The 12,064-nt window shown below is 67.5% G+C and carries 8 protein-coding genes and 1 tRNA gene; 2 read left to right on the top strand and 7 right to left on the bottom strand.

The window, feature by feature from the left end; all coding sequences use genetic code 11:
* Positions 1-8 precede the first annotated feature (8 nt).
* A complete protein-coding gene (locus C1704_RS02890) occupies positions 9-1,343 on the top strand; it encodes a hemolysin family protein (RefSeq protein ID WP_104300810.1) in 1,335 nt (444 codons plus the stop codon).
* A gap of 63 nt (positions 1,344-1,406) precedes the next feature.
* Here C1704_RS02890 and C1704_RS02885 read toward each other — a convergent pair.
* The 7 genes from C1704_RS02885 to C1704_RS02855 all read right to left on the bottom strand — a co-directional run bounded on the left by C1704_RS02885 (position 1,407) and on the right by C1704_RS02855 (position 10,171).
* Positions 1,407-1,482, bottom strand: a tRNA-Thr gene (locus C1704_RS02885).
* A 43-nt stretch (positions 1,483-1,525) separates the two neighbouring features.
* Positions 1,526-2,437 carry a ParA family protein gene (locus C1704_RS02880; protein ID WP_104300808.1) on the bottom strand — a complete coding sequence of 304 codons (912 nt, stop codon included), beginning with the start codon at positions 2,435-2,437 and terminating at the stop codon, positions 1,526-1,528.
* A gap of 158 nt (positions 2,438-2,595) precedes the next feature.
* Positions 2,596-3,603 carry a class 1 fructose-bisphosphatase gene (locus tag C1704_RS02875; RefSeq protein ID WP_104300806.1) on the bottom strand — a complete coding sequence of 336 codons (1,008 nt, stop codon included), beginning with the start codon at positions 3,601-3,603 and terminating at the stop codon, positions 2,596-2,598.
* Between the two features lie 26 nt (positions 3,604-3,629).
* A complete protein-coding gene (gene pepN / locus C1704_RS02870; protein ID WP_104300804.1) occupies positions 3,630-6,302 on the bottom strand; it encodes an aminopeptidase N in 2,673 nt (890 codons plus the stop codon).
* 11 nt (positions 6,303-6,313) lie between these two features.
* Positions 6,314-7,418, bottom strand: a protein-coding gene (gene prfB, locus C1704_RS02865) for a peptide chain release factor 2 (protein WP_104300802.1) whose coding sequence is annotated in 2 segments (ribosomal slippage) — positions 6,314-7,336 and positions 7,338-7,418 — 1,104 coding nt in all. Because the reading frame shifts where the segments join, the coding sequence is not laid out codon by codon here.
* Positions 7,419-7,523: 105 nt separating this feature from the next.
* Positions 7,524-8,438: an alpha/beta fold hydrolase gene (locus C1704_RS02860; protein ID WP_104300800.1), complete on the bottom strand. Its 915-nt coding sequence runs from the start codon at positions 8,436-8,438 to the stop codon at positions 7,524-7,526.
* A 2-nt stretch (positions 8,439-8,440) separates the two neighbouring features.
* Positions 8,441-10,171, bottom strand: a complete 1,731-nt coding sequence (locus C1704_RS02855) for an ABC transporter ATP-binding protein (RefSeq protein WP_104300798.1) — start codon at positions 10,169-10,171, stop codon at positions 8,441-8,443.
* 130 nt (positions 10,172-10,301) lie between these two features.
* Here C1704_RS02855 and C1704_RS02850 point away from each other — a divergent pair, with 130 nt between their 5' ends.
* Positions 10,302-12,062 carry an acetate--CoA ligase gene (locus C1704_RS02850; protein WP_245876357.1) on the top strand — a complete coding sequence of 587 codons (1,761 nt, stop codon included), beginning with the start codon at positions 10,302-10,304 and terminating at the stop codon, positions 12,060-12,062.
* Positions 12,063-12,064: the final 2 nt, after the last annotated feature.

Here is a 12,064-nt window from a genome sequence, read left to right as displayed (position 1 = left end):
GGGGCCGCATGGACGTTGCGATACTGACCTTCCTCATCGTGCTCAACGGCGCCTTTGCCATGTCGGAGATGGCGCTGACGGCGGCGCGCAAGGCACGCCTGCAGGTGTTGGTGGAAAGTGGGGCATCGGGGGCCCCGGCGGCGATGGCGCTGCACGAGAATCCCACCAAGTTTCTGTCCACGGTGCAGATCGGCATCACATCCATTGGCATCCTCAACGGCATCGTGGGCGAGGCGGCCTTTGCCGTGCCGCTGGCCGAGTGGATGGTTGAGGACTGGAGCCTGCAACCCACGGTGGCCAGCGTCGTTTCGACCGGCTTCGTGGTGGTGGTCATCACCTTCCTCACCATCATCTTCGGTGAGCTGGTGCCCAAGCGGCTGGGGCAGATGTACCCGGAGACGGTGGCGCGCCTCGTCGCTCGGCCGATGGAGTGGATTTCGCTGGCCGCGCGCCCATTCGTGGTGATGCTGTCGTGGGCGACCGGTACGGTGCTCAGACTGCTGGGCATCACCGATCAACCCAACCGGTCCGTCACGGAAGAAGAGATCGCCGCCAGCCTGGAGGAAGGTCTGGATGCCGGCGTGATCGAGGCGCACGAGCATCAGATGGTGCGCAACGTGTTCCGGCTGGACGAGCGACAGATCACGTCGATGATGATCCCGCGTGGCGACATCGTCTGGCTCGATGCCGAGGCGCCCGTGTCCGAGGCGCTGGCCCGGATTGCCGAGGCCGAGCATTCTCGCTACCCCGTGTGTCGGGGCGGTCTGGACGACGTCATCGGCATCGTCACGGCCCGCCAGCTGCTGCAGCAGATGGCGCAGGGGCAGGACATCAGCCTCACCGATCACCTGCAGGCGCCGGTCTTCGTGCCGGAAACGCTGACGGGCATGGAGTTGCTGGAGAGTTTCCGCGCCTCGACCATGCAGATGGTGTTCGTGGTGGACGAGTATGGCGAGATCCAGGGCGTGATCACCCTGCAGGACGTGCTGGAGGCCATCACGGGCGAGTTCAAGACGGCCGAGCCCGAGGACGCCTGGGCCGTGATGCGCGAAGACGGTTCGTGGCTGATCGACGGTCTCATCCCAGTGCCGGAGCTGAAAGACCGGCTGGGGCTGAAGGAACTGCCGGAGGAGGACCGCGGGCGCTACAACACCCTGGCCGGCATGGTGATGCTGATGCTGGGCCGTCTGCCGCAGACGGCCGACGTGGTGCAGTGGGGCGGCTGGCGCTTCGAGATCATCGACATGGACGGCAAGCGCGTGGACAAAGTGCTGGCGACGAAGCTGCCCGAAGACACGCTCGCCGACGAGGTGTTCGGAACCGAACCGCGAAGGCAGGGCTGAAAACCCTGTTCTGCCATAAGACAAAGGGCCTGACGTGCGTCAGGCCCTTGTGCTGGGTGTGTCTGGTGCCGGTGACCGGATTCGAACTGGTGACCTTCGCATTACGAATGCGCTGCTCTACCAACTGAGCTACACCGGCGACAGCCTTCCATTATAGCCATGGAAAACCCGCTCGGGGAAGACTATGGGTTGCGCTGCAGGAAGCGAGGGAGGGACAGGAGGTCTTGCCACCAAGCGCCTCGACGGACGGGGGCCGCAGCGCTGGCCAAACGCGGCTTGTGACGCAGTTCGTCCATGTGGGCGGCCAGCCGGGACGCGCTTTCCTCGGCGCTGCCGCCATGGCGGGTGGTGGCGCGGGCGGTGGCGGTGGGGCGGGGCGAGTCGGCGGTGGCGATCGGGCGGACCGGCTGCAAGGGCATGTCCTCCGGGGAGCTGACCGGCGCCGGGTTCAGGAACACCGGCTCCAGCCAGTCGAGGATGGGGGCCCATTGCTGCATGTCGGCCTCGGCCTTCGAAGGCGGCAGGTCGAACAGGGTGAGCCCGTGCTCGATGCAGCGCACATAGGCCTGGGTGTCGCGCAGCACGCCCAGGAAGGGCAGACCGCGGTCGTCGGCCCATTGCCGCAGCACGTCGCCGGCCTTGGTGCGCGCATCCACACGCATGCCGACCACGGCGAGCTTGCAGCGCCCGCTGGCCACACGCGGCAGGTTCATGAGCTCGGCGTGGCATTGGGCGGCCGAATCGCGGTCGAAGACGGAGTCGCACAGCGGCATGACGATGGCGTCAGCCGCCATCACCACGCGGGCGAGGTCGCTGTCCTTGAGCCCCCCGGGGGTGTCGAGGATGAGGTGCCGGATGCCTGTGGGCGGACGCAGCACGTTGCGGGCATCGACCACCCAGCTGGTGATCGGGGCGCGCTGGCGAGGCAAGGTCTGGGTGCTGCGCAGACGCAGCCAGGTCAGGGTGGACTGCTGGCGGTCCACGTCGCCCAGCATGACGGGGATGCCCCGGTTGGCGCAGTGGGCGGCAAGGTGTGTGGCCAGTGTGCTTTTGCCACTGCCTCCCTTGCGATTGACGACCGCCACGACCGGCATGAGATTCCCCTCGCACCCGACCTTGCACCCGGCGGGTGCAGCGTTGTGGATTGTCAGCGGCCGGGGTGCTGCAGAAAACGGCAACGTTGTGCGGTCGCCACAACGTTGCGTGGATGCCGGGCCTTTCGTGACTTCCGCACTGGCCCGGCGGGTCGGCGTCAGCTGTCGCGGTGGTAGGCGGTGACGCGCTCAACCTCGTTCTTTGATCCGAGGATGACGCTCACACGCTCGTGCAGCTTGGTGGGTTGGATGTCCAGGATGCGCTGGTGGCCATTGGTGGCTGCACCGCCGGCTTGCTCGACGATGAAGCTCATGGGGTTGGCTTCGTACATCAGCCGCAGCTTGCCGGGCTTGTCGGGCTCGCGTTTGTCCCAGGGGTACATGAAGATCCCGCCGCGGGTGAGGATGCGGTGTACGTCGGCCACCATCGAGGCGATCCAGCGCATGTTGAAGTCCTTGCCGCGCGGGCCGTCCTTGCCGGCCAGGCATTCGTCGATGTAGCGCTTCACCGGCGGGGCCCAGTGGCGCATGTTGCTCATGTTGATCGCGAATTCCCTGGTGTCCTCGGGGATGGTCACACCATCCTGCGTGAGCACCCACGAGCCTTGCTCCCGGTCGAGCGTGAACATGGCCACGCCGTCACCCACGGTGAGCACCAGGGTGGTCTGGGGCCCGTAGATGCAGTAGCCGGCTGCGGCCTGCTTCGAGCCGGGCTGCAGGAAGTCCTGCTCGCTCACGCCGGCGTGGGCGTCGTCCTTCTTCAGCACCGAGAAGATCGTCCCGATGCTCACGTTGACGTCGATGTTCGACGAACCGTCGAGTGGGTCGAACATCAGCAGGTACTCGCCCTGGGGGAAGCGGTTGGGTACCAGGTAGATGCCATCCATTTCCTCCGAAGCCATGGCCGCCAGGTGGCCGCCCCATTCGTTGGCCTCGATCAGCACCTCGTTGCAGATGACGTCGAGCTTCTTCTGCACCTCGCCCTGCACGTTCTCGGTGCCGGCGCTGCCCAGCACGTCGCCCAGGGCGCCTTTGTTGACGCTGATGGCGATGCGCTTGCAGGCGCGTGCCACCACCTCGATCAGCAGGCGCAGCTGTGCAGGAATGTGGCCGTGCATGCGCTGCTGCTCGACCAGGTACTGGGTCAGGCTGACTCTCTTGCCCATGTCGTGTTCCTCGAAGTTCTGCGAAATCAGTCGGCGAGCGCGCGGGTGACGATCTCGCGCACATCGTTGCTCAGCTCGGCCCGGGCGGCCACGCGCGCAATGGCTTCGCGCGCTGCGCTTCGGTAAGGCTCGGCGAGCTGCTTCCAGCGGTCCATGGCCCGGGCGACGCGGGCGGCCAGCTGCGGGTTGATGGCGTCGAGCTCCAGCACGCGATCGGCCCAGAACACATACCCGGCGGCGTCGGTGCGGTGGAAGGCGGCCGGGTTCATGAAGCACAGGGCGGTGATGAGGCTGCGGGCCCGGTTGGGGTTGCGCAGCGAGAAGTCGGGGTGCGAGAGCAGCTGACGGGCCCGAGCGAACACCCGGCCGTCCTTTTCGCTGGCGGCGGCCTGCAGCGCAAACCACTTGTCGATCACCAGGGCCTCGTCGCGGAACAGGGCATGGAAGCGCTGCAGCGCAGCTTCGGCCAGTTCGGCGTGACTGTTCACCAGCGCGCTGAGGGCGCCCAGGCGGTCGGTCATGTTGGTGGCGTCCTTGAAGCGCTGGTAGGTGCGGCCCGGCCACACCGGGTCGTGCGTGACCGAGGCTCCCAGGCACAGATAGGCGAGCGCCAGGTTGGCCAGGGCGCGCTGGCCCGCCGACACGGGGTCGGGCGAGTAGCCGCCACGCACCTGGTGGGTCTCGAAGGCCCATTCCCAGTCGTGGTGCAGAGCCTGGGCCAGCTGCAGTCGCGCGGCTTCGCGCACCTGGTGGATGCGCTGCGGATCGACCTCTTCGAGCTGTTCGGCCAGATAGCCCTCGCTGGGCAGGGTCAGCACCAGCTCCTTGAAGGCGGCATCGAGTGTCGGATGACGCAGGACGCTGCGCATGGCCTCGATGTAGGCCGCATCCAGGTGCAGGGCCTGGCCGGTCCGGATGGCGCCCAGCAGACGGTTCAGTGCCAGTCGCTGCCCGGCCTCCCAGCGGTTGAAGGGGTCGGCGTCGTGCGCCAGCAGGTGCAGCAGGTCGGCATCGCTGAGGTGGTCTTCCAGCAGCACGGGGGCGGAGAAGCCGCGCAGCAGCGACGGGACCGGTTCGACATCGAGGCCCGTGAACTCGTAGCGCTGGCGTTCTTCGTGCAGGACGAGCACCCGTTCCGTGCCCACCGGGGCGTCTTCCCCCACGAGTTGCAGGGGCAGGTGCTCACCTCGCGGGCCGATCAGGCCCATGGCCACCGGGATGACCCAGGGCTCCTTGGTGGGCTGGCCGGGCGAGGGCAGGCCCTGCTGGGAGAGCTCCAGCGTGTAGGTGCGCGCATCGGCGTTGTAGTGGCCGCGGGCCTGCACGCGCGGGGTGCCGGCCTGGCTGTACCAGCGCTTGAAGATGGCCAGGTGGGTGGCCAGCGCGCTGCCCGGGTTGGCGTCGGCGATGGCCTGGGCGAAGTCGTCGCAGGTCACGGCCTGGCCGTCGTGGCGCTGAAAGTACAGCGTCATCCCTCTGGCAAAGCCGTCGCGGCCCACCAGGGTCTGCATCATGCGCACCACCTCGGCGCCCTTGTCGTAAACGGTCGCGGTGTAGAAGTTGTTGATCTCGACGTAGCTGTCGGGCCGCACCGGGTGCGCCATGGGGCCGGCGTCCTCGGGGAACTGGTGCTGGCGCAGCGTGCGCACGTCCTCGATGCGCTTGACGGCCCGGGCGCTGGGGCTGTGCACCAGATCCTGGCTGAACTCCTGGTCGCGGAAGACGGTGAGCCCTTCCTTGAGCGAGAGCTGGAACCAGTCACGGCAGGTGATGCGGTTGCCCGTCCAGTTGTGGAAGTACTCGTGGCCCACCACGCTTTCGATGCCGGCGTAGTCCGCATCGGTGGCGGTGGCCGGGTTGGCCAGCACGTACTTGGTGTTGAAGATGTTGAGGCCCTTGTTCTCCATGGCCCCCATGTTGAAGTCGCTCACCGCCACGATCATGAAGCGGTCGAGGTCGAGCGAGAGGCCGAAGCGCGCTTCGTCCCAGGCCACCGAGGCGATGAGCGAGTTCATCGCGTGTTCGGTCTTGTCCAGGTCGCCCGCGCGCACGTACACCTGCAGCAGGTGCTCGCGGCCCGAGCGGGCGCGGATCTTCTGTTCGCGGCACACCAGGTTGGCAGCCACCAGGGCGAAGAGGTAGCTGGGCTTGGGGTGGGGGTCCACCCACTTCGCGTAGTGCTTGCCGCCGTCGAGCGTCCCTTGCTCGACGAGGTTGCCGTTGGACAGCAGCACGGGGTACTTCGTGGCGTCGGCCTTGAGCGTGACGCTGAAGGTCGCCATCACGTCCGGGCGGTCGAGGAAGTAGGTGATGCGGCGGAAGCCCTCGGCTTCGCACTGCGTGAAGAAGCCGCCGCCCGAGGTGTACAGGCCCGAGAGCTGGGTGTTCTTCTCGGGCGCGCAGGTGGTGCGCACCTCCAGCGTGAACGGCGTCTCGGGCAGGTTGTCCAGCACGAGTTGCTGGTTCTCCACCCGGAAGGACACGGAGTCTCCGTTGACCAGCACGCGCGTGAGGTTGAGTTCCTCGCCGTCCAGGCGCAACGCCTGGGCCGCCACGGCCGGGTTGCGCTCGACCTGCATGCGGTTGACGACCAGCGTCTTGGCCGGGTCGAGGTCGAATGTCAGGTCAACGCTGCGGATCCAGTAGGCCGGCGCGGTGTAATCCTCGCGGCGGATCAGGGGGGAACTGCCTTCACGCATGGTCTTCTTTCTCAGATGCCTTGTTTGAGGCTGGCCTCGATGAACGCATCCAGGTCGCCGTCCAGCACCTTCTGGGTGTTGGAGATTTCGACGTTGGTGCGCAGGTCCTTGATGCGGCTCTGGTCGAGCACGTAGGAGCGGATCTGGTGGCCCCAGCCGACGTCGGTCTTGCTGTCTTCGAGCTTCTGCTGTTCGGCCATGCGCTTGCGCATCTCGTGCTCGTACAGGCGCGAGCGCAGCATCTGCCAGGCCTCGTCGCGGTTGCGGTGCTGCGAGCGGTCGTTCTGGCACTGGACGACGATGCCCGTGGGGATGTGCGTCAGGCGCACCGCGGAATCGGTCTTGTTGATGTGCTGGCCGCCCGCACCGCTGGCGCGGTAGGTGTCGGTGCGCACGTCGGCAGGGTTGATCTCGATCTCGAAGGAGTCGTCCACCTCGGGGTAGACGAAGACGCTGGCAAACGAGGTGTGCCGACCGCCGGCGGAATCGAAGGGGCTCTTGCGCACCAGGCGGTGCACGCCGGTCTCGGTGCGCAGGTAGCCGAAGGCATAGTCACCCTCGACTTTGATGGTGGCGCTCTTGATGCCCGCCACATCGCCCTCGGACTCCTCCATCACTTCGGTCTTGAAGCCCTTGCGCTCACAGTAGCGCAGATACTGGCGCAGCAGCATGCTGGCCCAGTCGCAGGCCTCGGTGCCGCCGGCACCGGCCTGGATGTCGATGAAGCAGTTGTTGGGGTCGGCCGGGTTGCTGAACATGCGCCGGAACTCGAGCGCCTCGACGTCGTGCGCGAGCGATGCGGTCTCGGCCTCGATGGCCTGCAGGCCGTCATGGTCGTCCTCGGCCTTGCTCATCTCGTAGAGCTCAAGGTTGTCCGACAGCTCGCGCTCCAGGCGGGAGATCGTCTCGACCACAGCCTCGAGCGCCTTCTTCTCGCGACCCAGTTCCTGGGCGTGCTTGGGGTCGTTCCAGACAGCGGGGTCTTCCAGCGCGGCGTTGACCTCGCTCAGGCGGATGGACTTGTGTTCCCAGTCAAAGATACCTCCGTAGATCGGCGGTGCGCTGGCGCAGGTCTTCCAGGGTGGTGCCGATGAGGTTGATGCGTTCTGCTTCCATGGTGCTGTCCTTGTTCGTGCGGGGCGGGGAGGCGCCAAGGCCGGCCCGACGCGGCTGCTGCCGCGAAAACGGGCATTTTCGCACGGGAGGCGGTGCTGGCGGCGTTCAGGCCAGGAAGGCGTCGAGGTGGGCGGCCAGGGCTTCGGGCTGGTCGTGGTGCAGCATGTGACCGGCGGGGGAAAGCACCCGCCGCTCGAGCTGTTTCACCACCTGGAGCCGGGATTCGAAATCGGCGCGTGGGTAGCGGTCGCCCCACCACTTGGCCACGTCGGTGCGGTCGCCTTCCACCCACAGCACCGGCGCGGCGATGGCGGCCCAGCAGGCCAGCACCTCGTCCTTCTGGTAGAGCACCGGGTTGCGGCGCTTGTGGGCGGGGTCGCCCAGGATCTCCCATTGACCATCCTCCCGCTGTCGCGCCCAGTGCGGAGCGAGCCAGTCGGCGAACTCGGGTCGCAGCAGGGGGTTGTTCTTGCGCAGGCGCTGCGCCACGGCTTCCAGGCTGGGATAGGGGCGCAGTTCCTGCGGGGTCTTGAGTTCATCCAGCCAGGCAGCGTAGTTCTTCGGCGCGCTGGTGGGCCGGGTGGCGGGCAAACCGAAGCCTTCGAGGTTGACGAGCCGACGGACGCGCTGGGGTCGGATGCCGGCATAGAGCATCGCCACATTGCCACCCATGCTGTGGCCCAGCAGGTCCACGGCCTGGTCGGGCAGCAGGTGGTCCAGCAGGGTGTCGAGGTCGCCGAGGTAGTCGGGGAACCAGTAGCTGTCGGCCCGCGGAGCCTCGCTTTGTCCGAAGCCGCGCCAGTCGGGGGCGATCACGTAGCGCTGCACGGCCATGGCATCGACCACGAACTGGAAGGAGGCGCCCACGTCCATCCAGCCATGCAGCATCACCAGGGCTGGCGTGTCCGGCGTGATCCACTCGGGTGAGCCCCAGCGGTGCACGTGGTAGCGCAGGCCGCGGATGGGGATCCACGCCGGGCGGGAGGGACGGCGGGCAACGTAAGGGTTCGACGGGGTCACGCTCACTCCATCGCCTGGGCGCGCACCATGCCGGCGTAGAGCCCGCCCTGGGCCATCAACTCGTCATGGCGACCGGACTCGACCACCCGTCCGTCGGAGAGCACATAGATGCAGTCGGCGTTGCGCACCGTGCTCAGACGATGGGCGATGAGCACCAGGGTCTTTTCGCCGTGCCACTGCTCGATGGACTGCTGCACGATGCGCTCGGACTCGGTGTCGAGTGCCGAGGTGGCCTCGTCGAAGACCCAGATGCGGGCGTCCTTGTAGAGTGCTCGCGCGATGGCCAGCCGCTGGCGCTGACCGCCTGAGAGCTTGCTGCCGTTGGCGCCGACGTTGGCGTCCAGGCCCTCGGGCTGGGCCTGCACGAAGTCCCACAGGTTGGCTGCCCGCAGGGCGGCCTCGATGCGAGGGCGATCGGGCGCCTGGGCGTAGGCCACGTTCTCGGCAATGGAGCCGTCGAAGAGCACGATGTCCTGCGACACCACGGCAAACTGCCGGCGCAGCGAGGTCTTGCGGATCTCCTGGATGTCCAGGCCGTCGAGCTGGATGCGGCCGCTGCTGGGGGCCACGAAGCCGAGCATTGCATTGACAGCGGTCGTCTTGCCCGAGCCGGAGGGGCCGACCAGCGCGATCGTGCGGCCGGCCGGAATATGCATCGTCAGGTCGCGCAAGGCGGGCTGCTCGCTGCCAGGGTAGACGATCTGCACCTGGTCAAAGCGGATGTCGCCGCGGCACTGGGCCGGGTCGAGCTCCCGTGTGCCAGGGTCGGGCTCAGCCGGAGTGTCCATCAGCTCGAAGCAGGCCCGAGCCCCGATGAGGCCGCCGATGATGGGTTGCATCACGTCGGTCAGATGGCGCATCGGCGAGATGGTCATCAGCAAGGCCGCGATGAAGGCCACGAACTCGCCCACGGTGGCTTCGCCGCGGTGGGCCTCCACCAGCGCGAGCGTGAGGATGATCGCCACCCCCAGGCTGGCGACCACCTGGGTGAGCGGCGTCATGGTGGCCGCAGCCGCCACGTTCTTCAGCGTAGTGCGGCGCAGCCGCTGCGCCTCAGCGTCGAAGCGCTTGCGCTCGAACTCCCCGGCGTCGAAGGTGCGCACCACGCGCCACGCCCGCGAGATGTCATCGACGATGCGCACCAGGCGGATCTGCGACTCGTAGGCCTGCGTGCCCACCGAGAGCACGCGCCTTTGCACCTTGCGCACCACGAAGGCCAGCAGGGGCATGATGATCAGCGACAGCAGCGTGAGCTTCCAGTTCAGGTAGACGAGGTAGCCCAGCAGCGCGAAGAAGGTGGTGCCGTCACGCAAAGCCGTGGTCAGGGCGCGCGACAGCGAGGCGGTGGCCGTCTGCGGGTCGTTGATGACCTTGGCCGCGGCCACGCCCGGGCTCATGCGGTTGTACAGGCTCGCGTCGGCGCGCATGACGGCGCGCATGAGGTCGGAGCGCAGCGACAGCACCGCGTGCGACACCGACCAGTTGAAGAGATAGGTGCCACAGAACGCCAGCAGGCCCCGCACGGCGAACAGGCCGATGACGGCCAGCGGCACCACCCACAGCGGGAAGCCCAGCTCGGCCTTGAAGCCGCTGTCGAGCAGCACCTTGAGCAAGGCCGGCACCAGGGGCTCGACGGCCGCTGAAAGGAAAAAACAGACCACGCCCAGGCTCACCCCCGCCTTGTGGGGCAGAACATAGCTCAGCAGACGCTTGGCAACGGTTTTCAGGCTCATGCAGGTCGAGTCGGGGCGGGCGCGAGGGGGCATTGTGCCTTGACCGGGGGCGGGGCCGGGGCAAGTCCGAGGTGCAGCCCGCCCGCAGGGCTGGCACCATCGACCCAGCTTGCAGCCTCAGGATTCTTCCGTGACACGCTCCCGACCGTCCTTTCTTTCCGACACCCACACCCGCCTGCACACGGGATTTCGCTGGCAGGTGCCGCCGTCGTTCAACATCGCCCAGGCCTGCTGCCGCCGTTGGGCAAAGGACGGAGGAGGGCGCACAGCCATCGTCTATGAACATGAATCTGGCCGGCGGGACACGCTGAGTTATGCCGATCTGCTGGCCCAGGCCAACCGGCTGTCGCATGCGCTGGAGCGGCTGGGCGTGCAGCCGGGCGACCGCGTGGCCCTGGTGATGCCGCAGCGCCCCGAGACCGCCATTGCGCACATGGCGGTCTACCAGATGGGCGCGGTGGCGATGCCGCTGTCCATGCTCTTCGGGCCGGAGGCCCTGGCCTACCGCCTGTCCCACAGCGAGGCGGTGGTGGCCATCGTGGATGAGACCTCGATCGCGAACCTGCGTCAGGCGCGTGCCGAATGCCCGGCGCTGCGCCACATCGTGGCCGTGGGTGACGCCTGCGGCCAGGGTGATGTCGACTGGGAGGCGGCGCTTGCCCGTGAGTCGGCCCTCTATGTGGCGCAGGCCACCCGGGCAGACGATCCGGCCGTGCTGATCTACACCAGCGGCACCACGGGCCCGCCCAAGGGAGCGCTCATTCCGCACCGGGCGCTGATCGGCAACCTGCCGGGCTTCGTGGCCAGCCAGAACTGGTTTCCCCGCGAAGGCGACGTCTTCTGGTCACCGGCCGACTGGGCCTGGACGGGAGGGCTGATGGATGCGCTGCTGCCCACGCTCTATTTCGGCCAGCCCATCGTGGCCTACCAGGGCCGGTTCAGCCCGGAGAAGGCCTTCGAGCTGATGGAGCGCTACAAGGTGACCAACACCTTCCTCTTCCCCACCGCCCTCAAGGCGATGATGAAGGCCGTGCCTGCGCCGCGCGAGCGCTACCGGCTGGCGCTGCGCGCCATCATGAGCGCCGGCGAGGCGGTGGGCGACGCGGTGTTTGCCTATGGCCGGGATCAGCTGGGCGTGACGATCAACGAGATGTTCGGCCAGACCGAGATCAACTACATCGTCGGCAATTGTGGCGAGTTCGTGGATGCTGCCGGGCGGGTTCACCCGGGCTGGCCAGCCAAGCCGGGCAGCATGGGCCGGCCTTACCCGGGCCACCGCGTGGCGGTGATCGATGACAACGGTCAGGTCTGCCCGCCGGGCGTGCCGGGCGACGTGGCGGTGCACCGCCGAGACATCCATGGCGATCCCGACCCGATCTTCTTCCTCGGCTACTGGAAGAACGAGGAGGCCACGCGCGCCAAGTTCACCGGCGATCCCGACGACGCCTGGTGCCGCACCGGCGACACCGCGGTGATGGATGAAGAGGGCTACCTCTGGTACCAGGGGCGCAGCGACGATGTGTTCAAGGCCGCGGGCTATCGCATCGGGCCCAGCGAGATCGAGAACTGCCTGGTCAAGCACCCGGCCGTGGCCAACGCGGCCGTGGTGCCCAAGCCCGACCCGGAGCGTGGGGCAGTGGTCAAGGCCTATGTGGTACTGGCCCCCGGCCATGTGGGGGGCGCAACCCTCGTTGAAGACCTCCAGCAGCACGTGCGCGGGCGGCTGGCGCCCTATGAGTACCCCAAGGAAATCGAGTTCATCGAGGCCCTGCCGATGACCACCACCGGCAAGGTGCAGCGGCGGGTGCTGCGTCTGCAGGAAGAAGAACGGGCTCGCCACGTCGCGGCGCGGGGAACCGGTGGACGCATCGGCGATCCCAGCCCACAATGATC

The sequence above is a fragment of the Caldimonas caldifontis genome (assembly GCF_002930615.1).
GTDB classification, from domain to species: Bacteria; Pseudomonadota; Gammaproteobacteria; order Burkholderiales; family Burkholderiaceae_C; genus Caldimonas; species Caldimonas caldifontis.
This window is presented reverse-complemented; position numbering and strand designations above follow the sequence as displayed.

Coding starts and splice junctions, on each gene's coding strand:
- C1704_RS02890 (WP_104300810.1), top strand. CDS start 9: ATGGACGTTGCGATACTGACCTTCCTCATCGTGCTCAACGGCGCCTTT.
- C1704_RS02880 (WP_104300808.1), bottom strand. CDS start 2,437: ATGCCGGTCGTGGCGGTCGTCAATCGCAAGGGAGGCAGTGGCAAAAGC.
- C1704_RS02875 (WP_104300806.1), bottom strand. CDS start 3,603: ATGGGCAAGAGAGTCAGCCTGACCCAGTACCTGGTCGAGCAGCAGCGC.
- pepN (WP_104300804.1), bottom strand. CDS start 6,302: ATGCGTGAAGGCAGTTCCCCCCTGATCCGCCGCGAGGATTACACCGCG.
- C1704_RS02855 (WP_104300798.1), bottom strand. CDS start 10,171: ATGAGCCTGAAAACCGTTGCCAAGCGTCTGCTGAGCTATGTTCTGCCC.